18 protein-coding genes and 1 riboswitch are annotated in these 23,574 nt (G+C 64.3%); of the genes, 6 read left to right on the forward strand and 12 right to left on the reverse strand.

The features are described from left to right. Positions 1–326: 326 nt before the first annotated feature. Positions 327–1,220 (forward strand): RNA polymerase sigma factor RpoH, encoded by an 894-nt coding sequence (gene rpoH, locus D3877_RS06940; protein ID WP_119829939.1) that lies wholly within the window; start codon positions 327–329, stop codon positions 1,218–1,220. Positions 1,221–1,490: 270 nt separating this feature from the next. Beyond that, positions 1,491–2,837, forward strand: coding sequence for a globin-coupled sensor protein (locus D3877_RS06945; RefSeq protein ID WP_119829940.1), 1,347 nt, complete (start codon positions 1,491–1,493; stop codon positions 2,835–2,837). A gap of 112 nt (positions 2,838–2,949) precedes the next feature. On the opposite strand, the gene D3877_RS30130 is transcribed toward D3877_RS06945, so the two are convergent. From D3877_RS30130 to gcvT, 6 genes are all read right to left on the reverse strand, one after another. Further along, on the reverse strand, positions 2,950–3,120 hold the full coding sequence (locus D3877_RS30130) for a hypothetical protein (protein WP_199720714.1): 171 nt from the start codon (positions 3,118–3,120) through the stop codon (positions 2,950–2,952). A gap of 284 nt (positions 3,121–3,404) precedes the next feature. Further along, the gene (locus D3877_RS06950; RefSeq protein WP_119829941.1) at positions 3,405–3,881 is read right to left on the reverse strand and encodes a hypothetical protein; all 477 of its coding nucleotides are present in this window, start codon (positions 3,879–3,881) and stop codon (positions 3,405–3,407) included. Positions 3,882–4,029: 148 nt separating this feature from the next. Continuing rightward, on the reverse strand, positions 4,030–5,598 hold the full coding sequence (gcvPB, locus tag D3877_RS06955) for an aminomethyl-transferring glycine dehydrogenase subunit GcvPB (RefSeq protein ID WP_119829942.1): 1,569 nt from the start codon (positions 5,596–5,598) through the stop codon (positions 4,030–4,032). Then, positions 5,595–6,938, reverse strand: coding sequence for an aminomethyl-transferring glycine dehydrogenase subunit GcvPA (gene gcvPA / locus D3877_RS06960; RefSeq protein WP_119829943.1), 1,344 nt, complete (start codon positions 6,936–6,938; stop codon positions 5,595–5,597). The genes gcvPB and gcvPA overlap by 4 nt, the downstream gene beginning before the upstream one ends. A gap of 1 nt (position 6,939) precedes the next feature. Further along, complete coding sequence (gcvH, locus tag D3877_RS06965) at positions 6,940–7,314, reverse strand: glycine cleavage system protein GcvH (protein ID WP_119829944.1); 375 nt, start codon at positions 7,312–7,314, stop codon at positions 6,940–6,942. A 62-nt stretch (positions 7,315–7,376) separates the two neighbouring features. Further along, positions 7,377–8,504, reverse strand: a complete 1,128-nt coding sequence (gene gcvT / locus D3877_RS06970; protein WP_119830838.1) for a glycine cleavage system aminomethyltransferase GcvT — start codon at positions 8,502–8,504, stop codon at positions 7,377–7,379. A gap of 187 nt (positions 8,505–8,691) precedes the next feature. Next, positions 8,692–8,808, reverse strand: a riboswitch (glycine riboswitch). A 215-nt stretch (positions 8,809–9,023) separates the two neighbouring features. Between gcvT and D3877_RS06975 the strand changes: the two genes are divergently transcribed. Then, positions 9,024–9,857, forward strand: a complete 834-nt coding sequence (locus D3877_RS06975) for a hypothetical protein (protein ID WP_119829945.1) — start codon at positions 9,024–9,026, stop codon at positions 9,855–9,857. A 116-nt stretch (positions 9,858–9,973) separates the two neighbouring features. On the opposite strand, the gene D3877_RS29315 is transcribed toward D3877_RS06975, so the two are convergent. The 3 genes from D3877_RS29315 to D3877_RS06985 form a co-directional block, all read right to left on the reverse strand. Further along, positions 9,974–10,516 carry an SHOCT domain-containing protein gene (locus D3877_RS29315; RefSeq protein WP_147395096.1) on the reverse strand — a complete coding sequence of 181 codons (543 nt, stop codon included), beginning with the start codon at positions 10,514–10,516 and terminating at the stop codon, positions 9,974–9,976. Between the two features lie 197 nt (positions 10,517–10,713). Then, a complete protein-coding gene (locus D3877_RS06980) occupies positions 10,714–10,956 on the reverse strand; it encodes a CDGSH iron-sulfur domain-containing protein (protein ID WP_119829946.1) in 243 nt (80 codons plus the stop codon). Between the two features lie 56 nt (positions 10,957–11,012). Next, complete coding sequence (locus D3877_RS06985) at positions 11,013–11,624, reverse strand: hypothetical protein (RefSeq protein WP_238474761.1); 612 nt, start codon at positions 11,622–11,624, stop codon at positions 11,013–11,015. A gap of 129 nt (positions 11,625–11,753) precedes the next feature. On the opposite strand from D3877_RS06985, the gene ispH reads away from it, so the two are divergent. Beyond that, positions 11,754–12,719: a 4-hydroxy-3-methylbut-2-enyl diphosphate reductase gene (ispH, locus tag D3877_RS06990; RefSeq protein WP_119829947.1), complete on the forward strand. Its 966-nt coding sequence runs from the start codon at positions 11,754–11,756 to the stop codon at positions 12,717–12,719. A gap of 149 nt (positions 12,720–12,868) precedes the next feature. On the opposite strand, the gene uvrB is transcribed toward ispH, so the two are convergent. Continuing rightward, positions 12,869–15,010 (reverse strand): excinuclease ABC subunit UvrB, encoded by a 2,142-nt coding sequence (gene uvrB, locus D3877_RS06995; protein ID WP_119829948.1) that lies wholly within the window; start codon positions 15,008–15,010, stop codon positions 12,869–12,871. A 323-nt stretch (positions 15,011–15,333) separates the two neighbouring features. On the opposite strand from uvrB, the gene D3877_RS07000 reads away from it, so the two are divergent. After that, positions 15,334–18,327, forward strand: coding sequence for an ATP-binding protein (locus D3877_RS07000; RefSeq protein ID WP_274379623.1), 2,994 nt, complete (start codon positions 15,334–15,336; stop codon positions 18,325–18,327). Positions 18,328–18,343: 16 nt separating this feature from the next. Continuing rightward, complete coding sequence (locus D3877_RS07005) at positions 18,344–18,772, forward strand: response regulator (RefSeq protein ID WP_119829950.1); 429 nt, start codon at positions 18,344–18,346, stop codon at positions 18,770–18,772. Positions 18,773–18,897: 125 nt separating this feature from the next. On the opposite strand, the gene D3877_RS07010 is transcribed toward D3877_RS07005, so the two are convergent. Both D3877_RS07010 and D3877_RS07015 read right to left on the reverse strand, forming a co-directional pair. Then, positions 18,898–20,613, reverse strand: coding sequence for a uracil-xanthine permease family protein (locus tag D3877_RS07010; protein WP_158599799.1), 1,716 nt, complete (start codon positions 20,611–20,613; stop codon positions 18,898–18,900). Positions 20,614–20,834: 221 nt separating this feature from the next. Continuing rightward, on the reverse strand, positions 20,835–23,480 hold the full coding sequence (locus D3877_RS07015) for a glycosyltransferase (RefSeq protein WP_119829952.1): 2,646 nt from the start codon (positions 23,478–23,480) through the stop codon (positions 20,835–20,837). Positions 23,481–23,574 lie beyond the last annotated feature (94 nt).

The raw sequence follows: 23,574 nt of genomic DNA on the forward strand, positions 1-23,574 counted from the left end.
CGCCAAGGCTTCAAAAACATCCCGACGAATGGCCGATGGCCAAAAAGCCTAAGGTCATAGCGCCGCGCCAAAGTAATCCTCATCACCGGCGCAAGGAAAACGCCCAGACATACGCCGAAAATCCTCACCGCCTTTACCGATCAAACACTTGATCGCGCTCAATGGCCCCGCCATCATTGGTCCTGCACGTCGGGTTTTGACCAGATCTCCCCCTGTTCACAATAAAAATACAGAATAAATTTTAGAGACTGGTCGATTCCCCTCCGGCCACTGTTCAAAGGATAGGTCCCCACAAACCGTGGAGCTTTCAAAGAGGAGGCAATCGGGTGCTGAAAAAATTTCTGAACAGCGAAAGCTCCAGCTTCACCCGCTATATTGAGGAGTCCAGGCGTTATCCGATCCTGGCCCCCGATGAAGAGCGTGAGTTGGCCGTCAACTGGCGCGAACGGGGCAGCCCCCAGGCGCTTGATCGGCTGGTCGGCAGCCACCTGCGCCTTGTCATCAAGATCGCCCGTGGCTTTGGCGGCTATGGCCTGTCCATGGTCGATCTGGTGGCCGAGGGCAATGTCGGGCTGATGCAGGCCGCTCAGAAATTCGATCCCCAGCGCGGCTTCCGCTTTGCCACCTACGCCACCTGGTGGATTCGCGCCGCCATTCAGGAATACATCCTGCACACATGGTCGTTGGTGAAAATGGGAACGACCGCCGCGCAGAAGAAGCTGTTCTTCAATCTGCGTCGTCTGAAAAGTCAGATGGCCGAACTGGAACAGGGTGATTTGTCCGCCCACACCGTGACCGCCATCGCCACCGAACTCTCTGTGTCGGAAAACGAGGTGGTGGAGATGAACCGCCGCCTGTCCGCCAGCGACAGTTCGCTCGACGCCGCTCTCCCCGGCGATGGCGATTCCAACTGGCTGGAGATGTTGGCCGACGTCCGACCGACGCAGGACGCCGTCCTGGCCGACGCGAACGAGTTGACGGTGCGCCGCCGTCTCGTCGCCCAGGCGTTGGATCGGCTGGATCCCCGCGAACGCCGCATCCTGTTTGAACGCCGCCTGAAGGAAGACCCTTCGACGTTGGAGGCGCTCAGCCAGCAATTTTCCGTCTCGCGCGAGCGTGTGCGGCAGATTGAGGTGCGCGCGTTCGAGAAGCTGCAACGAGCGGTTCTGGTCGCCGCCCAGGCGTTGCGCCGATCGACACGGGGTGCGATCCCCGCCTGATCGCCGCGCCCCATTCAGCGTTCCAACGTCACCCCACCAAAAAAAGCCCGGCCAGCGCCGGGTTTTTTTGCGCCAATAAGCTGCATTTTTCAGCAATGATCGGATCATGTGGACATCCACCTCGACCCGTTCGAGCAAAAAGCAGTCTGCGACAAAGTGACGTATTTAAAATTGCGTTAAGAATCGCATCATGGCCGCCCCGGTGGAACCTGTAGAATTTTTGACAAATTCTTTGTACGCTGCCGATATCGCCCTTTGGAGAATGCGTCCATGTCGAACGCCGCCCAGACTCAAACCGTCGCTGAACGCATTGCCTTTTTGCGCATTGATGAACCGACAAAAGCGGTTCTTCGCGAATTTCAGCCTTATCTGGCGCAACGGATCGACCAAATTCTTGATGAGTTTTACTCGTACCTGCGCAACGTTCCGCAGGTTGCTGTTTTGTTGTCCAGCCCGACGACTGTCAGCCGGGCGCGCGACCTTCAGAAGCAACATTGGCTGCGCAACGTGTTCACCGGCACCTTTGACGACGCCTATGTCAATCAGGTGTTGAAGATCGGTCAAACCCATCAACGAATCGGTCTTGAGCCGCGTTGGTACACCGGGGCTTATTGCTTCACGCTGAACAAGCTGATTGATCTGGCGGCGCAAGTGTACCGCAAGAAGCCGGAGAAGCTCGCCCTGCTGCTCCAGTCGATCAACAAGGCCGTGTTCCTCGACATGGATCTGGCGACGTCGGTCTACATCGACCTCAACACCGCCGCGATCATCACCCGCGAGCTTGGCTCGACCGCCGACAGCTTCGAGCGCGAGGTCAAGGGCGTGGTTCAGGCCGTGGCCGCCGCCGCCAGCCAGTTGCAAGGCACGGCGCAGAGCATGAGCCGCACCGCTGAAACGACGAGCGAGCAATCGACCCAGGTCGCCGCCGCCGCCGAGGAGGCTTCCGTCAACATCCAGACCGTCGCGGCGGCGGCGGAGGAGTTGACGGCGTCGATCAGCGAGATCAGCCATCAGGTGACGCAATCCGCCGCCATCGCCGGGGCGGCGATGACGGAAGCGGAACGAACCAACGCCACCGTGCAGGGGTTGGCCGACGCCGCCAGCAAGATCGGTCAGGTGGTCAAGCTCATCCACGACATCGCCAGCCAAACCAATCTGTTGGCGCTGAACGCCACCATCGAGGCCGCCCGCGCCGGTGAAGCGGGCAAGGGTTTCGCCGTCGTCGCCAGCGAGGTCAAGTCTCTGGCCAACCAGACCGCCAAGGCGACCGAGGAAATCAACACCCAGATCGGCGCCGTGCAAGGGGCCACGCAGGAGGCCGTTGGAGCCATCCGCTCCATCTCCGGCACGATTTCCCGCATCAACGAGATCTCGACCTCCATCGCCACCGCCATGGAAGAACAGGGCGCCGCCACCACGGAAATCGCCCGCAACGTTCAGCAAGCGTCCATCGGCACCCGCGAGGTCAGCGAGACCATCCTGCGCGTCAACAGTTCGGCCAGCAACGCCGGGGTCGAAGCCCGCAATGTTCTGGACGCCACCAAGGATTTGTCACGTCAAGCCCAGACGTTGGGCGCCGAGGTTGATCGCTTCCTGGTCCGCGTGCGCGCCGGATAAACCACTCACAACGCCGTTTCTGACTTGGCCGTTTTTGACTTGCCAAAAAAAGGGGCGCGCCCAGCCGGACGCGCCCCTTTTCCATTCCGGTTCGCTGTCGCTCAACAGGACGTCACGGGGTGGTCCGCGTGATGAAATCGCTGACCAGGGTGCTTTCCGCCTGCGCGCAACGGCGAGCCTCGTCCGCGCTGGCCCAATGGCTGCGCTCGCCAATGTTGGTCAGCGCGCCACCACGCATCACGACATACAGACCCGTGCGACCCAGATTGACGATTCTCAGCATGCTTCACCCCTGAATGATAAACATTTTAAGTAAATTCTCTTGTCAATCAAATCACCGATGTTGATCGTCTTTGACGAGAAGAAATTATCAAGGAGCAAAATAGGCGTCAATGCCGCTTTCGTTATAGGTGTGCTGGATTATTCCGATCAACTCAAAATCGTTTCGTCTCAATATTCATAGCAAGACGCTAAAATGCCGGAATGTTGTATTTTATTCACATTCTCAGAGACTGTGTTTCAACCTTCCGGCACTTCAGAGCACCCCGTTCACGACCGGCTCCAGGATCACTCCGCCGCCAGCGCCATGGCGACCAGACGGGCCGGGCGGCGACGCGGCAGATAGATGCGGGCGGCGTCGAGGATTCCCGCCAACTCCCGCAGCGCGTCGGTGGCCATGCACAGGGCGACCACCGGCAGCCAGCGGTCGAACAGTTGCGCCGCCGTTTCCGAATCCCCCCCCTGAATCGCCGCCAGCGCGTCGAGCATAGCCGCCTCATCCGCGCTGACCCGCGCGCAGGCGGGGCAGCGCACCTCAGGCTTGGCGGCGTTGGCGACGGCGAAGGTTCCCAGCAGCGCGAACAATGGCAGCAACGCCGTGTTCGGCACCCCGGCGATGTTCAGGCCGATGCGCATCGACGCCATCGCCCCCGCCGTCCCGGCGCGGAACCATTGGCGGACGCCGGTCAGCAGGGCGCGTTCCGCCGCCGTCAGGTCCATCACCGTCCAGGGCGACGGACGCCCTTCCCCAACCGTTTCGCACATCGTCCACGCTCCTTCGCTTGGTTGCGAAGCGCATTCTACAACACCACCTCCATTATTGCGAGTCATTCTTAATTGCGAAATTGCCGCAGGCACAAAAAAGGCCCGCCCTCCGTGTGGGAGGAGCGGGCCTCGTTTCAACCGCCGTCCGTTACTCGGCGGCCAGCGCCTCAGCCCCAACCGGCGGAGTCCAGCGCAGGATCGGTTTGCGGGCCGCCGCCGTTTCGTCCAGGCGGCGGCGCGGCGTCAGACGCGGCGCGCCCTGGAAATAGGCGACGTCGCCGCCCTTGGCCCGTTCCGCCAACGCGCGCAGCGCGTCGATGAACTGGTCCAGGCTGGCCTTGCTTTCGGTTTCCGTCGGCTCGATCAACAGAGCGCCATGGACGACCAGCGGGAAATACATGGTCATCGGGTGGAAGCCCTCGTCGATCAACGCCTTGGCGATGTCGAGCGTGGTGACGCCGGTGCCCTTCAGGAAACGGTCGTCGAACAGGCATTCGTGCATGCACGGCCCCTCGAACGACGCGGTCATCACGTCTTCCAGGCGGGCCATCACATAGTTGGCGTTCAGCACCGCGTCGCCCGACGCCTGCCACAGCCCATCGGCGCCGTGGCTGAGCATGTAGGACAGGGCGCGGGTGAACATGCCCATCTGGCCATGGAACGCCTTCATCCGGCCAAAGGCCGGGCCGTCCTCGGCGTTTTCAACCAGATCGAAACCGTCAACCCCATGGGTGACGTAGGGAACCGGCACATAGGGGGCCAGCGCCTCGGAAAACACCACCGGACCCGACCCCGGACCACCGCCGCCATGCGGGGTGGAGAAGGTCTTGTGCAGGTTGATGTGCATGGCGTCGACGCCAAGATCGGCCGGGCGAACCCGCCCGACGATGGCGTTGAAGTTGGCGCCGTCGCAGTAGAAATAGGCGCCCGCCGCGTGCACCGCCTCGCCAATCGCGATGATGTCGCGCTCGAACAGGCCGCAGGTGTTCGGGTTGGTCAGCATCAGACCGGCGACGTCCGGCCCCAGCTTCGCCTTCAAGGCGTCGAGATCGACGCGGCCATCGGCGGTCGCCGGGATCGATTCCACCGCGTAGCCGCAGGCGGCGGCGGTCGCCGGGTTGGTGCCATGGGCGCTTTCCGGCACCAGGATCTTGGTGCGGGCCGTGTCGCCCTTGGCCTCATGCGCGGAGCGGATCGCCATGATGCCGCACATCTCGCCATGGGCGCCCGCCGCCGGGGCCAGCGTCACCGCCGCCATGCCGGTCAGGGTCTTCAGCCAATGGGCCAGCGAATCCATCAGCTCCAGCGCGCCCTGCACGGTGCTGAGCGGCTGGAGCGGGTGAACGTCGGCGAAGCCGGGCAGCCGCGCCATCTTCTCGTTCAGGCGCGGGTTGTGCTTCATCGTGCAAGAGCCGAGCGGGTACAGGCCGCTGTCGATGGCGTAGTTCTTTTGCGACAGGCGGGTGTAGTGGCGGACCACCTGCGGCTCGGCCAGACCGGGCAGACCAACCTTGGCGCGCGGCTTCACCCCGCCCAGGCGCGCGGCCACCTTGGGAACGTCCGGCAGATCGACGCCGCAGCGTCCGGCGGCGTCCTGTTCAAAAATCAGCGGCTCTTCGATCTGAAGGCCACGGTTGCCGGTGAAAGTGCCGGTCACGGCGTCGGCGACGCCCGCCGCCGGAATGGCCGAGGGGCGGCCCTGGGAATTCATGCTCATGACAGAACCTCAGCAAGCGCCGTGGCGAAGGCGTCCATGTCGGACTCGGTGTTGGTCTCGGTGACGGCGACCAGCAGCAAATCATCCATCGCGCCCGGATACAGGCGCGACACCGGCACGCCGCCCAGAATGCGGCGTTCGGCCAGCGCTTCCACCACCGCCGTGGCGGATTTCGGCAGCTTGACGGTGAATTCGTTGAAAAAGCCGTCGTTGACGATTTCGACGCCGGGCACCGCCGCCAGCTTGTCGGCCAGTTGCACCGCCTTGGCGTGGTTCAGTTGCGCCAACTGGGTGATCCCGGCCTCGCCCAACAGGCTGACATGGATCGAGAAGGCCAGCGCGCACAGACCGGCGTTGGTGCAGATGTTCGAGGTCGCCTTTTCGCGGCGGATGTGCTGCTCGCGGGTCGAGAGGGTCAGCACGAAGCCGCGACGACCATCGGCGTCCAATGTCTCGCCGCACAAGCGGCCCGGCATCTGGCGGACATATTTGTCCTTCACCGCGAACAGCCCGACATAGGGGCCGCCGAAATTCAGCGCGTTGCCGAAGGACTGGCCTTCCGCCGCGACGATGTCGGCCCCCATCTCGCCCGGCGGGGTGAGCAGGCCGAGCGAAAGCGCCTCCGTCACCACGACGATCAGCAGCGCGCCCTTGGCCTGGCAGACCTTGGCCAGATCGGAATAATCGCGGATTTGACCGAAGACGCTGGGATTCTGCACCACGACGCAAGAGGTCTTGTCATCGACCTGCGCGGCCAGATCCTCGACTCCGGTCGGATCGGCGGGCAGCGCCACGGCGTCGAAGCCGATGAAACGGGCGTCGGTCGTCGTGGTGTCGCGGTAATGCGGGTGCAGGCCACCCGACAGAACGGCCTTTTTCCGCCGCGTCACCCGGTTGGCCATGATGACGGCCTCGGCGCAGGCGGTCGCGCCGTCATACATCGAGGCGTTGGCGACATCCATGCCGGTCAGCAGGGAGACTTGCGTCTGGAACTCGAAAAGAACCTGCAAGGTGCCCTGGCTCACCTCCGGCTGATAGGGGGTGTAGGCGGTCAGGAACTCGCCGCGCTGGACCATGTGGTCCACCGTCGCCGGGACATGGTGGCGGTAGGCGCCGGCGCCCAGAAAGCTGGGGACCGATCCTGCGGCGAGATTCTTCGCCGCCATCGCGCCCAAATGACGCTCGACCTCAAGCTCGCCCATATGGTTGGACAGGCCCCCGATCGGGCCGGACAGGCGGGCCGCTTCGGGAACATCGCGGAACAGATCGTTCACCGACGCCGCGCGGGTGGCCGCCAGCATGGACTGCCGGTCGGCCTCGGTCAGGGGCAAGTACCGCATGTTAGTGGGATTCCTCCACGAAGGCCGCGTAGGCGGCTTCGTCCATCAGCGCGTCAAGCTGCGACGGATCGCTGAGCGTGACCTTGAAAAACCAGCCGTCACTTTCCGGCGCGTTGTTGGCGAGCGACGGGTCATCGACCAGCGCCTGGTTGGCCTCGATCACCGTGCCGGAGACCGGGCAATAGACGTCGCTGGCGGCCTTGACCGACTCGACGACGGCGGCTTCCTTGCCCTGCTCCAGAACGCGGCCCGCCTCGGGCAGTTCGACGAACACGACGTCGCCCAACTGGCTCTGGGCGAAGTTGCTGATGCCGATGGTGCCGACGTCACCCTCGACGCGCACCCATTCATGATCCTTGGTGTATTTCACGGTCATGCTGATCCCCTGTTCAAAGCGGAATTTTTGAATGGCGAAACTTGGACGGAAACCGGAAGCGGTCAGCCCCGGTAATAGCGCTGGGCCACGAAGGGCAGCGCGGCGACGCGGGCGGGCAGCGGCTTGCCGCGCACCATCAGGGTGACGGGCGTGCCGATGGCCGAATGCGCGCGGTCGACATAGCCCATGGCGACCGGCGTCCCGGCGGTCGGGCCGAATCCGCCGCTGGTGATCTCGCCGATCTTGGCGCCGTTGGCGTCGAGAATGTCGGTGTGCTCGCGGGCCGGTTGACGACCGTCCGGCTGAATGCCGACGCGGCGGCGCGACGCGCCGTCGGCCAATTGCTGGACGATGACGGCGTGACCGGGGAAACCACCCTCGGCGCGGCGGCGCTTCGGCAAGGTCCATTCCAGCGCGCCATCGACCGGCGTCGTGGTGGTGTCGATGTCGTGGCCGTAGAGGCAGAGGCCCGCCTCCAGCCGCAGCGAGTCGCGGGCGCCAAGGCCAATCGCCTCGACCTCCGATTCCGCCAGCAGGGCGCGGGCGATGGCCTCGGCGTCGGCGTTGGCGCAAGAGATCTCGTAGCCGTCCTCGCCGGTGTAGCCCGAACGGGTCAGCGTCACCGGCAGGCCGTTGAAGACGCCGGTCAGGCAGCTCATGAACTTCATGGTCGCGGCCTCAGGCACGAAACGGGCCATCACCTCGGCGGCCAGCGGCCCTTGCAGGGCGAGCAGGGCCAGATCATCGAGATGTTCGACCTCGACCAAACCGGCCAGCTTGGCGCGCATGTGGGCGATGTCCTGCTCCTTGCAGGCGGCGTTGACCACCAGGAACAGGTGATCGCCCGCGTTTGTCACCATCAGATCGTCGAGGATGCCGCCCTGCTCGTTCAGGAACAGCGTGTAGCGGGTGCGGCCCAGCGCCAACCCCGTGATGTCGCCGGGAACCAGAGTCTCCAGCGCCGCCGCCGGATCGGTCCCAGTCGAACCCATCGGCTTCAAGCGCACCTGCCCCATGTGGGAGACGTCGAACAGACCGGCCTTTTCGCGGGTGTGCTGGTGCTCCTTCAGGATGCCCAGCGGGTATTGCACCGGCATGTCATACCCGGCGAACGGCACCATGCGGGCGCCCAGTTCGACGTGCAGCGCGTGCAACGGGGTGGTTTTGACGGTCTCGGCGGCTTCGGTCACGCTGTCTTGGCTCACGCTGGCTCTCCGGCATAGGGAACGCGCCCGCGCCGAGAGTTCGGCGCGAGAGTTTGCCCCCTCTGTCTTGGACCTGAGAGATTCACCAGCCGACGGCGGAGCCTGTCGGACTGGTTTACTCCTTCGGTGAGCCGCCGCGCCTGCGCGCCGCGTCTGCTTTCCAGAGTTGCCTTATCCCCTTGCGGTCCTTGCTGCCTGAGAGTTTCCGGGGGCGGTTGCTCCTTCGGCGCCACCGTCGGCCCGCCTTGGTGAAAGCGGCATCAACGGCGATCTCTCCCGCGAGGGATCATCAGCGTGTCGCCCGCACACTGTCGCGGACAGGCATGTTTGTCAATCGGGGGATCAGAGGCGCGTAGAAAACGCACAGGCCTTCACATTCCTATTTTTAGGAATTTTATCTTTACAATGGGACCAGGAGGGCTAATCCTTCGACCGCGCGCTTCAAACGGCTGGCCAGCCACCTCCTCCACGCGCATCGACCAATTTTTTGAACGGAGCGTCTCCATGGCTGTCCAGACTTTCAACCCGACCGACCTGTCGCAATCCGCCACGAATTGGGCCGTGGCCCAGCGCATCGTCGGCCCCTTCGCCCCGCACGCCCAGGTCACGCCGAATCTGACGCTGGCGCTCGATCCCGGCTTTCTGCTGAGCGGCACGACCCTGACCGAAGTCAACGCGCAGAATGTCGGCCCCTTCGCCCCGCCCTCGTCGGGCTTCCGCATCGACCGTGTGGTGATCGACCGTTCGACCGGCGCCGCGTCCATCGTCACCGGCGCCGCCAACAGCCTGACGCCGCCCGCCATTCCCTCGGGCAAACTGCCGGTCGCCCGCGTCCTGCTTCAGGCAACGACCGACGCGATCACCAACGCGGTGATCGTGGATGAGCGGGCGTTGAGCGATCTGACGCCACCACTCACCAACCCTGTGATCTGCCGAGCCTATTTGGGAGCCAATCAGACGATACCCGTGTCCTCGGGCTGGACCAAGATCAACATCGCCAACATCGACTTCAACATCGGCAATGGCTACGACACGGTCAACAAATGGTTTTTGCCCAACCTTGCGGGCTACTACCAAATCAACGCCAGCTTGGCCTATGCGTCGGTCCCCGCCGGGGGCATCATCCAGACCGAAATCTTCAAAAACGGCAACCGGAACTCGGCAGCGGTTTCGCAAGCCGCAACCACCGGAACTCTCGCCTCGGGTCTGTCCGACATTGTCTATCTCAATGGCACTAGCGACTACGTCGATGTCCGCACGCTTCAAACCACGAACCAAGCCCTAACGCTTTTCGGCCAAAGCCTCGCTTCCTGGTTCTCGGCGAGCAAGGTCGGCTGACAATCGAAAAGGGGCGTCCCGACCCGGACGCCCCTTTTCACATCACAAATCCAAATGGCTGCCGTCGCAAAAGGGCGGCTTCTTGGTCGCCTTGCAGCCATAAAAGCCCGTCAAGATCACATCTGCCCTAAGATCTCTTGTGACTTCGTCCGATAATCCGCCTCCGTGATAAGCTTTTTTGCCTTCAATGACGCCAAATCCTTCAAGCGGGCTTCTGCCTCATCGCGACCAAGACGATTCGCCTGTGGCGGAACCGCAACGATTGGTCCCGGTTGAGACGGTGGCGACAAAGAAACCACGACCGTTGACGGATAGGTGTAGGCCGCCCCTGACCCCATATCGACCGCCGCCCCAATAATGCCGCCAGCAATAATATTGCCGAACGCCGCGCCCGCCGTGGCCGATTGAACGGATGCCGCGCCCTTTGATCCATCCGCATGCTCACAAGACACGGCCAAATCGCCATAGGCCTTGGTGACAGTGGTTGAACCGGGAGTTTTTGGAATGGACCAACTCCCTTTCTCATTGATGAGCTTGCACTCGGCGCCGTCCTTTGGCGGAGTGTTCACAGCCACGGCCTGTGTTGTGCCAGCGGTTATCGACGCGCATCCGCCCAACGACAGCCCAGACACAACCAAAGCTGCGAAAATTCCCTTCATGAATCCCACTCCCGTCAATGAAAAAGATTGAATTGCACGAAAAGGCGACGGCCTAATACGCTCAACACAACCCAGCATAACAGGATGTGAAGCACCCAGAATATGGATAACCTTAAATTTTAAGAGTGATTTAGTCGCAGGCCAGCGCACGGGCTGGCTAAGAAAGGGGCGTCCCGACCCGGACGCCCCCCTTCACATCACTTCAAATCCAAATGGCTGCCGTCGCAAAAGGGCGGCTTCTTGGTCGCCTTGCAGCCGCAGAAGCGCGCCTTCATCGTCGTGGCCGGGGCGAACTTCATCGGTTCGAAGCCGGTTCCGGCGTGGCTGCCGTCGCAAAAGGGCTGCTTGGCGCTCTTGCCGCAGCGGCACCAGTAATAGGTTTTGCCAGCCTCCATCTCGACGGTGAAGGGTTCCTTGGCGGCGACGACGGGCTGGACCATTCAACACTCCCTTGGCGGTTGGCTACGGGTGGTTGGCGAAAAGCGAAAAACGGCGGTCAGCGTTTCAACTGGGCGCGGTTGAAGGCCAATTGTTCGGGCGTCAACTGGAAACCCAGATAGACCTTCCAATCCTTGGCGTTGGCGTCCTTGGGCAGAGGAATCTTCGGCGCCAGCTCTTCCTTGCTGCCCGCGCGCGGCTGACCGGCGGGGAAGGTCACGTCGGTGTCGAAATACACCTTGGAGACGATGCTGTCGTCCGGCTTGGCCAGGGCGACGAAATACTGGTACTTGGCGATGTCGCTCTTCATCGCCGGGCCGCGCTCGGCGATCAGGAAGACGTTGACGTTCACCGTCACGCCGGTGCTGGTGTATTCGCAGTTGCCCGAAAAATCGGCCAGCGCCGCGCGCGATTCCAGATCGGTCAGGTCGCGCCCGCCGGGGCGCAGCACCGTCACCTCCGACAAATCGCGGATGATGGAGACCTTCGGGCAGGCGAGCAGCGCCTCCGCCGGGTCTTTCGGCCCCAACCCCATGCCGGAGCAGGCGGACAGGCCAACGGCGGCGGTCGCCAAAACGACCAACGCGCGCAGGCTTTTCCGGGCCGGGCTTTTCAGGGCCAGGCTTTTCAGGGAGGGGGTCGCTGTATTAGGGTCGCGGCGGCGGTCCATCGGTTCGGCCTGATCGGTTGGATCGAAAGAGTGTGGTTTTGACTTTAGAGATCCCGCGCAACCGGCACAAGGCCATGCGACGGCTTTGTTTCTTGTGACAGTTTTTGCAACGGCGGCCCCGAGAGCGACATGACCAACCCAGCATCCCTGACGATCCTTCTCGCCGCCCCGCGCGGCTTCTGCGCCGGCGTGGACCGGGCGATCCAGATCGTCGAAACGGCGCTGGACCGTTACGGCCCGCCCGTCTATGTGCGGCACGAGATCGTGCACAACCGCTTCGTCGTCGAAAGCCTGGAAGCCAAGGGCGCCGTGTTCGTCGATGAATTGTCGGAGGTGCCGGACGGCGTGCCGGTGGTGTTTTCCGCCCATGGCGTGCCGAAATCGGTGCCGCAGGCGGCGGAGGCGCGCGGCCTGTTCTATCTCGACGCCACCTGTCCGCTGGTCAGCAAGGTCCACCGCGAGGCCGAACGCCATTTCAACGACGGCCGCCAGATCGTGCTGATCGGCCACGCCGGACACCCGGAGGTGATCGGCACCATGGGGCAATTGCCCGACGGCGCGGTGGTCCTGGTGGAAACCGTCGCCGACGTGGCGACGCTGACGGTGGCCGACCCGGACAATCTGGCCTTCGCCACGCAAACCACCCTGTCGGTGGACGAAACAGCGGACATTCTGGCCGCGCTCCAGGCCCGCTTTCCGGCCATCGCCGGGCCGAAGAAGGAAGACATCTGTTACGCCACCACCAACCGCCAAGCGGCGGTGAAGGCCATCGCGCCCAAGGTGGACGCGCTGCTGGTGCTGGGCGCGCCGAACTCGTCCAACTCCAAACGGCTGGTCGAGGTGGCGAAGACCCACGGCTGCCCGGCGGCGCAACTGGTGCAGCGGGCCAGCGACATTGATTGGGCGGCGTTGGACGGCATCCGCCGCCTGGGCATCACGGCGGGCGCCTCAGCCCCGGAAATCCTGGTCGAGGAGGTCATCGACGCCGCCCGCGCGCGGTTCGACGTGACGGTGGAAGAGCTGCGCACGGCGACGGAAAACGTCGTCTTCAAGCTGCCCAAGGCGTTGATCGAGGACATGTCCGGGCAGGAGTGAGCGGCGGCTCTCTTAAAACCGGCCCCCTCCCCAACCCTCCCCCGCGCGGGCGCGGGAGAGGGAGCCAGCGCCTGATTGCCCTCCACCGCCGCAGGCGGGGGAGGGAGGGACCCGCGAAGCGGGAGGGAGGGGGCCACGCCCCTGCAATCTCACGGCCCCTTGCGCCGACGGCCCTGCTTTTTCGGCGCGCCTTCGGGAATGCCCCGGCCCTGGCGGGCGCTGCTGATGCCGATGCTGCCGGGGGCTTCCAGGCCGAGATCCATCGCTTCCAACCGGCGCAGCTCGTCGCGCAGGCGGGCCGCTTCCTCGAATTCCAGATCGGCGGCGGCGGCGCGCATGCGCTTTTCCAGATCGGCGATGACGCTTTTCAGATTGTGGCCAACCAGTTCGGTCGCGTTCAGCCCGGTCTTCACCGTCACATGGTCGCCGCGCTCATAGACGCTTTCCATGATGTCGCCGATGGCCTTCTTCACCGATTCCGGCGTGATGCCATGTTCGAGATTGTAGGCGGTCTGCTTCTCGCGCCGCCGCGCCGTCTCGTCGATGGCGTATTTCATGCTGTCGGTGATCTTGTCGGCGTAGAGGATCGCCCGGCCTTCGATGTTGCGCGCCGCCCGCCCGATGGTCTGGATCAGCGAGGTTTTTGAGCGCAGATAACCTTCCTTGTCGGCGTCGAGGATCGCCACCAGCGCGCATTCCGGGATGTCCAGCCCCTCGCGCAACAGGTTGATGCCGACCAGCACGTCATACGCGCCCAACCGCAGATCGCGGATGATCTCGATCCGCTCCAGCGTTTCGACGTCGGAATGGATGTAGCGGACGCGCAAGCCGGATTCATGCATGTATTCGGTCAGCGCCTCCGCCATCTTCTTGGTGAGCGTGGTGACGAGGATGCGGTAGCCCTTGGCCACCACCTCCTTGCACTCGCCGATCAAATCATCGACCTGGGTTTCGGTGGGGCGGATGATGACCGGCGGGTCGATCAGGCCGGTCGGGCGGACCAACTGCTCGCTGAACACGCCGCCGGTGCGTTCCAACTCCCACGGGCCGGGGGTGGCGGAGACGAAGACCGTCTGCGGGCGCATCGCCTCCCACTCCTCGAACTTCAGTGGGCGGTTGTCCTTGGCGCTGGGTAGGCGAAAACCGTATTCGGCCAGCGTTTCCTTGCGCACGCGGTCGCCCCGGTACATGCCGCCGATCTGCGGCACCATGACGTGGCTTTCATCGACGATCAGCAGGGCGTTGTCGGGCAGATACTCGAACAGGGTCGGCGGCGGCTCGCCCGGCGCGCGGCCGGTCAGAAAGCGCGAGTAGTTTTCGATGCCCGCGCAAGCCCCGGTCGCCGCCATCATTTCGATGTCGAAAATGGTGCGCTGCTCCAGCCGCTGCGCCTCCAGCAGCTTGCCTTGGGCGTTGAACTCCTCCAGCCGGAATTTCAGCTCTTTCTTGATTTCGCCGATGGCCTGATTGAGCGTCGGTTTCGGCGTGACGTGGTGGCTGTTGGGGTAGACGCGCACGGCCTCCAGCGCCGCCAGCTTTTCGCCGGTCAGCGGGTCGATTTCATGGATCGACTCGATCTCCTCGCCGAACAGGGAGATACGCCAGGCGCGATCCTCCATGTGGGCCGGGAAGATCTCCACCGTGTCGCCGCGCACGCGGAACAGGCCACGGCCAAAGGAGGCGTCGTTGCGCTTGTATTGAAGCTCGGTCAGCTTGCGCAGCAGGTCATGCTGGGGAATCACCTCGCCCTTGCGCAGGTCGAAGGTCATTTCCGAATAGGTTTCGACCGAACCGATGCCGTAGATGCAGGACACCGAGGCGACGATGATGACGTCGTCGCGCTCCAACAGCGACCGGGTGGCGGCGTGGCGCATCCGGTCGATCTGCTCGTTGATCGAGGATTCCTTCTCGATGTAGGTGTCGGTGCGGGCGACGTAGGCTTCCGGCTGGTAATAGTCGTAATAGGAGACGAAATACTCCACCGCGTTGTCGGGGAAGAAGCTCTTCATCTCGCCGTAAAGCTGGGCGGCCAACGTCTTGTTGGGCGCCAGCACCAGGGTTGGCCGCTGCACCGTCTGGATGACGTGCGCGATGGTGAAGGTCTTGCCCGACCCGGTGACGCCCAACAGCACCTGATCCCGCTCGCCGTTGCCCAACCCCTCGGTCAATTCGCCGATGGCGCGCGGCTGGTCGCCCGCTGGGACGTAATCCGAGACAATGACGAACTGTTTTCCGGCCTCCAGCTTGGCGAAGGACTTGGCGGGGATGGCGGACAGGACGGGGCTGGCCATGGCGCGGATCGGTCCAAGATGGTGGGTACGGAACAAGAACTGATTATATGGCCGCGATGGGGGGAGGACGCCAGTGGAGAATTATGATCGGTGGAGCCGCTCATTCGGTTCGGTCAAACCACCCATGCCGGTTCACAGGATATGAATGCGGTTGAAAATGTATAATTTTATCGCCATTCTTAAAATTGCGCGAAACCCGAATGATTCACGGACAACAGTGCAAATTATGAGGCGGGGGCGCCCCATGGTTCCTTAGACAAAGCCGTTGAAATTGCTGCTGATTTAACGTTAATTTTTATTTTACAGGACATCCAATGACCACAATGGAACGCCCAACCTTATTTTCTTTCTTTATTGTGTTTTCTCTTGTTGGCCTTCTCACAAAATTCTGCGTTATAGCCACCGCCATGCCCGACGGAACCGCCATCGTCTGGGCGCCCAACGCCGTCCTGCTGAGCGCGCTTCTGCGCTATCGCGGACAGCGCGGGTGGCTGTTCGCCCTGCTGGCGTTGATCGCCGAAACCATCGGCGTTTTGCCGGAAAACTCATTCTCCGTCGCGGTTTATGGCGGGTTCGTCAACATCGCCGAGCCAATCATCGCCTATTGGCTGTGCCGTCGCCTTGGCGTCTCGGAAACGCTTTCCACCACCCGTGACATTGTCCGCTTCATCCTGTCGGCTCCTTTGGGAGGGGCCGTGGTCGCCGGGTTGCTCGGGGCCGTGGTCATCATGCTGGACAGCGGGGAAAGCGCAAACTTCCTGGAGGTCGCGCGCCTGTGGTGGTTTGCCGACGCTCTCGGCCTGCTGATTTTCACCCCCCTGTTTCTGGCGTTGGGACAGGCGCGCGGATGGAGAATTGGCGCGCTCCGGCGTGGCGACTGGCTCATGGCCATCCTCACCCTGGCCCTGGTTGTTCTGGTCTTTTCGGCCCGGCAAGGCGACGTCTTCGGCGCGACCATCACGCCGACTCTGCTGTTGCCGTCGCTGCTTTACATCGCCACCCGCTGCCATCCGCGTTGGACCGCCTTGGCGGTGGCCCTTCTGTCGATGGCGGTCGCCACCGCCGTTGGTCTTGGCCGCGAGCCGTTCGGTGGTTTGCCCACCGGGCTGACGATGGTTCATGCCCAGGAATACATCCTAATCACGGGCATCCTCGGCATGGGTTTTTCCGTGCTGATGGCGCAAATCCGCGCGCACAACCGCACACTGGAAACACGGGTCGAGGAACGAACCCATCAGTTGCACGCCCAGGCCGAGGATCTGCGGGTCGCCCGCGATCAAGCCGAAGAGGCGACGCGAGCGAAATCCTCTTTCCTGGCCGTGATGAGCCACGAGATCCGCACGCCGATGAACGGCGTCACCGCAATGGCCGAGATGCTGGACCAGACCGATCTGACCGACGACCAGCACGGCATGATCGAGGTCATCAACGCGTCCGCGCAATCCTTGCTGACGATCATCAACGACATCCTCGACTTCTCCAAAATCGAAGCCGGGAAGCTGGAGATCGAAGCGATCCCGCTGTCGCTGACCGATCTGGTCGAGGAGGCCGCCGAACTGGTCGCCGGACGGGCCGAGGAAAAGGCCCTTCACCTGATCGTCGACATCGGGGAACAGACGCCCGACCGACTGCTGGGCGATCCGACGCGGCTGCGGCAAGTGTTGGTCAACCTTGTCAGCAACGCGATCAAATTCACCGAAACTGGCGGCGTTTCGCTGCGCGTCCGGGCGTTGTCCAGCGCCGCTGACCACACGCGGTTGCGGTTTGAGATCGCCGACACCGGCATCGGCTTGACGGCGGAGCAGAGCGCCAGACTGTTTCAGCCATTCCAGCAAGCGGACAGTTCGACATCGCGCCGCTTCGGCGGCACCGGACTGGGGCTGACCATCTGTCACCGGCTGTGCGACATGATGGGCGGCGCCATCGGCGTCAACTCCGTCCATGGCGAAGGATCAACCTTCTGGTTCGAGGTTCCCTTCACCATGGTGGCGCCGGAGCCGTTGGTTCCCGCCATCGCCATAGACGACGCCGTCGTGGTGGCGGTCGGCTTCACCGGAGACGGGCGCGCCGCGCTGGCCGGCATTCTGCGCAGCGCCGGCGTCAACGCCGTCACCTGGATCGGGTACGAAGACGATCCGGTGGCCGCGCTGACCGCCGCCAATCGCCAAGACAGCCCGTCGCACGGGCCTGTGGTCATCCTGCACGCGGAAGAAAACAGCGAGACCGCTTTGGCCTATGGCCAAAGCCTCATCACCGCCAAGCTGGCCGCAAAACCATCGGTGATGCTGGCGACCTCCCGGTCGCTCGCCTCGACCCTGGACGAAGCCAACCGCATCGGCCTGTTCTGCACCCTAACCCTGCCGTTGCGCCGCCGCCGGTTGTGGCAGGCGGTGGCCGCCGCGTTGGGTCGGGCCGATCTGGAGCGGCGCGCCGCGCGCCGCGACCTTGATTCAACAGGCTGGGAGCCGCCATCCATCGACGCGGCCATGGCGGCGGGCGCGCTGATCCTGGTGGCCGAAGACAACCCGATCAACCAGACCGTGATTCGCCGGATGCTGAATCAGCGTGGCTACGCCATCGAAATCGCCGACAACGGCGCCCAGGCGCTGGCGCTCCACCAGCCGGGCCGTTACGGCTTGCTGCTCACCGATTTTCACATGCCGGAGATGGACGGCTTCGCCTTGACCCACGCGATTCGGGAACGGGAACTGCACCTCCCCCCGGACGGCGGCGGGCGTCTGCCCATCGTGGCGCTCACCGCCGACGCTTTGTCGGGCACCGCCCAGCGGTGCATGGACGCGGGAATGGACGGCTACCTGACCAAACCCATTGATTCCAGGCTGCTGGCCGACACGCTCGACCGTTTCCTGCCCCACGCCAAGAGCTTGCGTCGCCATGCCGAAACGACGACGACGGCTCCCACCGCGACCCCGCGATGGAGCGACGCCGACATTGATCCGGCGATTTTCGATCTGGCTCAACTGGCGCAGAATTTTGCGCCCGACGATCCGGCGGCAATGCGCTTCCTGAATGATTTCCTGGCGCTGACGCCGGGATTGATCCAGAAGACGACAACCGCGTTGGAGACGAAGGACGCGGACGCCGCGCGCGACGCCATCCACACCTTGAAAGGCTCCTCGCTGTCAATCGGGGCCGCGCGGCTTGGCCAACTGGCGTCCGATGCCCAGGATGCCCTGGACGCGGGCGATTTCGACACCGCCGCCCTGCTCGCCAGCCTGCTGACGCCAACCCATGATGAATTGACCGAAGCGACCGCCTCAATCCGAGGTTTTTTCCTCCCACCCTTGCCGTTGTGAAGCCGGATTCTGAAGCATGACCACCGTTGATTTCGCCAAACTCCGCATTCTGGTGGTCGAAGACGACGCCTTCACCCGCCAACTCATCCGCAAGGTGTTGAAGGACATCGGCGTCCGCTCGATTTCGGAAAGCGCCAACGGCAAGGATGGGCTGATGGAGTTGGTGCGGACGCGACCGGACATCGTGTTCTGCGACATCCACATGGCGCCAATGGACGGGCGCATGTTCCTGCGCGGGGTGCGCAACATCCCGGTGAAGGGCATTGATGAAACGCCGGTGATCTTTCTGACCGCCGACGCCGACATCGCCAACGTTCGCTTTGCCAAGGAGCACAGCGTCAACGGCTATGTCGTCAAACCAATCAGCCTGAGCAAGCTCCGCGACAGCATTCACGCGGTCTTCGTCAACGACCAGGAACGCAGCCGACGCTTCGGGTTCGACTGACGCCCCTACCCCGCCGCTTTCGGGTTGGCGATGGCCAGACGCGCGTGGGCGATGGCCTCCAGCGATTCCATAAGCTTGCCGCCAACCACAAAACGGCGCTTCACCCGATCAAACCATTCACCCGATCAATGAGCGAAGTGCAGCAAAAGCTGGCTCTCCGCCCCCTTGGACGATGGAACGACGCGATCCGCCGACCGGGCGATCAGCCGCGCCGCAACCAGCCGCATATGGTGGTTCACGCTGCCGTCATCGCCGTCAAGCAGAGCGGCGACGTCGACCGCTTCATTCGGCACCACCAGCGCCGCCCCGCGATAGCGCAACAGAATGTCAAGATTCAACTCGTCAAAGCTGGCCTCGATCTGCACCGGCCCCTGCGCCACCCCCTCGAAGCTCATGATTTCAATGGCCTCCAACGTCGCCAGGACCGCGCGCGCCATCACCTCGCGGCGGGCGCCCCAGGCCCGGCCCTGCCGGTCGAAGAAATCATGCAGGTCCGACGAACGCATGGTCCGCGCGTCGTAAGTCAGCGACGCCCGCACTGTGAGGCCAATGCGGAACAGCACATTGAACAGCAGCGCCGCCAAGGCCGACACCGTCACCTCGGAGTGGAACAACGGCGCGATCCAACCCGGCGCGCCATCATACAGGCTGGGCAACGCGGTCACGCTGACGCCCAGGATCACCGACAGCCCAACCACCATGGCGCGGCGGTCGTTCAGCAGGCGGGACATGATGAGATCCATGCCCGCCGTAATCAGACAGGCCGAGGTGTAGATCAGCACGGCCCCAATCACCGGGGCGGGCATCAGAATCAGCGCGGCGGTGATTTTCGGCACGAAGGCGGCGGCGACCAACGCGCCCCCCGCCGCGAAGCCGACCACCCGCGAGGTTACGCCGCTGGCGAACTCCAAACCGATGTTGGCCGATGAAAAACCAACGCTGACGCCACCCGACAGGGCGCTGGTCAGGCTGGCCACGCCCTCGACGAAGACCCCCCGGCTGACCTTCGGCATATCGGTGCGCGACCAATGCGCCCGGTTCATCTTGTCCAACGTGATGATGCAACCAACCCCATCCATCACCGAAATCAGCATCACCACAATCATTGGCAACAGCGCTTCGACGTTGATTGACAGGCTGGGAAAGCTGGGAACCGGCAGCGCCAGAAGCGGCGCTTCGGCCACCCTGGCCAACCCATGATCGTCGACCAAACCCACCCCCATGGCCAGCCCATAGCCCGCCGCGCAACCAAGCAGCATGGCGTACAGCCGCGTCCTTCCCTTGCCCCAGATCGACAGCCCGACAATGACCGCCAGCGTCACCCCAGCCACGGCCATCGCCCGGGCATCCACCGTTTGGGTTGCCGGGGAATAGCCGACCACCCGCTCCCCAGCCCCTCGGACCATCGAAACGCCAAGCATCAGGACGGAGACGCCGCACACCTCGGGCGGCAGATAGGACCGCAAACGGGGCAACAGCTTCGCCAGACCAAGCTGCATCGCCGCGCTGACCGCCACCGTGCCGCAAGCCGCCCCCACCCCGCCCGACCGCGCGGCGGCGATGAAGACAGGCACCAGAAGCGGATTCGGCAAGGACACCGCCAAGAAGCCGCTGCCAAAGGACGAGGCTTGCAGAATCGTTCCCAACCCAACCGCCAAAATCGCCGTGGTGATGAAGCCGCTGGCGGCGGCGCCGTCCATGCCAATCTCTGCGGCGATGATGACCGGGTACATAATCATCATCAGCCCCAGCACCATGTGCTGCATCGCCAAAACGGCGGTGACGCGCGCCGGCGGGCGCTCGTCCAGAGCATAGAGCAGATTTTGCGGACGGTCATGCATAGCGAAGGACATCCTGGTTGGAAGGGCCGGCCGCCGTATGGCTCGACGGATGGTGGGAGAGCGCGGCGGCGACAAAAACCTTCGCTCGCCACGCAATCTTATAACCCACACCTTGTGTTGGAAAACAGCAGAGACCCGGCAAAGCCCCCTTTCCCATGAGTGGAATCAACAAACCCCCGCCCTTGCGGACGGGGGTGTCGAACAATTCGATGATGATCCGATCAAGCCGCCAGCGCCTGCGACCCGGCCCTCGCCGGTTCCGCCTGAGGAGCCGGAGCCGACACGGCGCGCGGCTTGCGGTCCGGCAGCGTGTCGTGGATGGCGAAACCAACCGCCATCAGGTTGGGAACCGCCATCGCGGCGAGCAGGATGGCCCAGAGTTGCAGCGACAGCGTGCCCAGCGGGTTGACCAGCGCGGCGGTCAGCGACGCGGCGACCAGCGCCGCCGACAGGATGGCTTCGGGACGGGCGCAGAAGCGGCTTTGCCCGCGCTTGCCCCCCTTGGCGGTGACGCGGAAGGCGTCCTTGCGCCGCACCGCGCCGCGCAGCGCGGCCAGCGCCACCGTGGTGGACAGCGCCATGCCGACGGCGCAGGCCCCGACGCTCTCCCCCCAACGGTTGCCCGAAGCGTAGCGGGCGGCCAGCAGGCTCGACCCGGCGCGCAGGACCAGCGCGCCCAGCACGGCGGCGGTCGCGGCCACCGGCGGCAGATGCAGCGGCAGAACCAGCGCGGCGAAGGTCCAGGTCACGGCGGCGACGGCGGCGATCACGCCGACCGCGTCCGACCACCAGCGGATCCAGTTGCCGACATAGCCCAGCTTTTGTCCCGCCGACAGCCCGGCTTCGCCGCCGACGGCCTGCGGCAGGAACTTCCGCCAATGCGCCCGGACGATCTGGGTGGAGCCAAAGACCCAACGGTCGCGCTGCTTGCGGAATTGCGTGAAATTGTCGGGGGCCAGCCCCTCGCCCAGCCGTTCGTCGGTGTAGGCGGCGCGGTAGCCCGCCGACAGGATGCGCAGGCCAAGCTCCGTGTCCTCGCAGATGCCCGCTTCCGACCAGCCGCCCACCCGCTCCATCGCCGCGCGGCGCAGCATAATCATGGTGCCGTGGCAGATGAAGGCCTGGCTGGCCAAACCATCCTGCATTCCGACGTCGAAGAAGGGCCGGTATTCGGCGGTCATCGCCGCTTTCAGCGCGGTTTCATGGCCGTCGCGGTGTTCTTGCGGAGCCTGGACGATGCCGACCGACGGATCGGCGAAGACCGGAACCAGCTTCGACAGCCAGTCGCGCGACACGGTGTAATCGGCGTCCAGCACGGCGATGACCGAGGCCGCCGGGTCGGTGTGGCGCAGCGCCGCGTTCAGCGCGCCCGCCTTGAAGCCGGAGATTTTTTTGTACCAATGAAACTTGAAGGTCGGGCCAAGCGCCGCGCACAGCTCCTCCACCGGGCGGACCAGACGCTCCTCGTCGGTGTTGTTGACCAGGACGACGACCTCGTAATTCGGGTAGTCGAGATGGGCGAGCGAGGTGAGCGTCGCGGCCAGAACGTCGGGCTGCTCGCGGCAGGCGGCGACGTGGATGGAGACCATCGGCGCGTAACCGCTGGCGCGCGGGGCGCGGGGCAGCAGTTCCGGCGCCCGCCCGGTCAGCAGACGACGGGCGACGTCGGCCAGATCGGCGAAGGCCACGCCCATCATCAGCGCGCCCAGCGCGAAGGCCGATCCCCAAGTGGTGAGCGCGCCAAAGGTCAGATACTCGCCATAGGCCGCCGCCACCGCGCCGCCGACGGCGAAACCGATGACGTTGCCGCCCAGCGCCGCCGCCAGCGCGAAGGCCCCGTTGCTGCGCCGCCGGAAGACGGCGAGAGCCGACAAAACCAACCCAACCGCCAGCGCCACGCCCGCGCCGACCCGATCGCCATAAGACGGGCCGACCGGCCCCGACATCGCCCATTTCGGCGCGCGGTCGGCGTCGAGCACGCCCCAGCTTGGGCCGGGCGAGCCTTCGATGGTGGATTTCCACACGCCGTCAAACGCCTCGACCACGTTGTAATCAATCCCCAGCGCCCCGGCTTCCGCCGCGAAGCCGCGCACGACGGCGGCCTGGGCCTGCGGCGTCGGGTAGGCGTCGTGAAAATTCTCCCCGCCCGACGGCCAACCAACCTCGCCGACGAACAGCTTCTTGCCGGGATGAGCCTTGCGCACGCTGTCCAGACGGTCGCGGATCCAGGTCAGCGCCTTGTCGGCGGGCACGCCCTCCCAATAAGGCAGGACATGGACGCCCATGAAGTCCGACGCGGCGACGGTGGCGTTCGCCTTGACCATCTCCGACCAGACGTCGGCGGTGCCGACCTTGATCGAACGCGGCACGGCGGCGCGCACCCGCGTGATGAACCCGGCAAGCTCGGCGTCGGTCAGATCGGCGCGCAGCAGGGTTTCGTTGCCGACGACGATCCGCCGGACGCCGCGCACGCTCTTCGCCAGGGTGATGGCGCGGGCGACCTCCTGCTCGTTGCGGGCGGCGTCGCGGCTCAGCCAGACGCCGAGCGTCACATCCAGCCCCTTGGCCGCCGCGATCTCCGCCGCTTGCCCTTGCGAGCCGAGCGTGGAGTAGGTGCGCACCCCGTCGGCGAAACCGGCGATGGCGCTCATGTCCTTTTCCAGATCGGCCCGCGCGACGACAGGGGAATGGGTCGGGTCGTAATCGCGGCCCGAGGGGGAGTAGGACACCGATTCGATGCGGCCTGGTTCGGCCTCCACCGCCGTCGGCGCGTTGCGCCAGGACCAGACGCCGGCATGGCCAGCGGTCACAGCCAACAGGGCGGCGGCGATGGCGGCGCGCCGCACCGGATTCTTCGGGGTGTTCATGGGAGTTTGCGATGCCCTGAGGTATGGGCGGCCTTAGCGGTCGCCGGACATCGACATCAACGCGGGGCGCCCCGTCGCTATTCCCGCATCATCC

The sequence above is a fragment of the Azospirillum cavernae genome (assembly GCF_003590795.1).
Taxonomy (GTDB): domain Bacteria; phylum Pseudomonadota; class Alphaproteobacteria; order Azospirillales; family Azospirillaceae; genus Azospirillum; species Azospirillum cavernae.

What these genes read in the sequence shown, in the direction of transcription:
- D3877_RS06945 (WP_119829940.1), top strand. Translation starts at nt 1,491, where the DNA reads ATGTCGAACGCCGCCCAGACTCAAACCGTCGCTGAACGCATTGCCTTT.
- D3877_RS30130 (WP_199720714.1), bottom strand. Translation starts at nt 3,120, where the DNA reads ATGCTGAGAATCGTCAATCTGGGTCGCACGGGTCTGTATGTCGTGATG.
- D3877_RS06950 (WP_119829941.1), bottom strand. Translation starts at nt 3,881, where the DNA reads ATGTGCGAAACGGTTGGGGAAGGGCGTCCGTCGCCCTGGACGGTGATG.
- gcvPB (WP_119829942.1), bottom strand. Translation starts at nt 5,598, where the DNA reads ATGAGCATGAATTCCCAGGGCCGCCCCTCGGCCATTCCGGCGGCGGGC.
- gcvPA (WP_119829943.1), bottom strand. Translation starts at nt 6,938, where the DNA reads ATGCGGTACTTGCCCCTGACCGAGGCCGACCGGCAGTCCATGCTGGCG.
- gcvH (WP_119829944.1), bottom strand. Translation starts at nt 7,314, where the DNA reads ATGACCGTGAAATACACCAAGGATCATGAATGGGTGCGCGTCGAGGGT.
- D3877_RS06975 (WP_119829945.1), top strand. Translation starts at nt 9,024, where the DNA reads ATGGCTGTCCAGACTTTCAACCCGACCGACCTGTCGCAATCCGCCACG.
- D3877_RS29315 (WP_147395096.1), bottom strand. Translation starts at nt 10,516, where the DNA reads ATGAAGGGAATTTTCGCAGCTTTGGTTGTGTCTGGGCTGTCGTTGGGC.
- D3877_RS06980 (WP_119829946.1), bottom strand. Translation starts at nt 10,956, where the DNA reads ATGGTCCAGCCCGTCGTCGCCGCCAAGGAACCCTTCACCGTCGAGATG.
- D3877_RS06985 (WP_238474761.1), bottom strand. Translation starts at nt 11,624, where the DNA reads ATGGACCGCCGCCGCGACCCTAATACAGCGACCCCCTCCCTGAAAAGC.
- ispH (WP_119829947.1), top strand. Translation starts at nt 11,754, where the DNA reads ATGACCAACCCAGCATCCCTGACGATCCTTCTCGCCGCCCCGCGCGGC.
- uvrB (WP_119829948.1), bottom strand. Translation starts at nt 15,010, where the DNA reads ATGGCCAGCCCCGTCCTGTCCGCCATCCCCGCCAAGTCCTTCGCCAAG.
- D3877_RS07000 (WP_274379623.1), top strand. Translation starts at nt 15,334, where the DNA reads ATGGAACGCCCAACCTTATTTTCTTTCTTTATTGTGTTTTCTCTTGTT.
- D3877_RS07005 (WP_119829950.1), top strand. Translation starts at nt 18,344, where the DNA reads ATGACCACCGTTGATTTCGCCAAACTCCGCATTCTGGTGGTCGAAGAC.
- D3877_RS07010 (WP_158599799.1), bottom strand. Translation starts at nt 20,613, where the DNA reads ATGCATGACCGTCCGCAAAATCTGCTCTATGCTCTGGACGAGCGCCCG.
- D3877_RS07015 (WP_119829952.1), bottom strand. Translation starts at nt 23,480, where the DNA reads ATGAACACCCCGAAGAATCCGGTGCGGCGCGCCGCCATCGCCGCCGCC.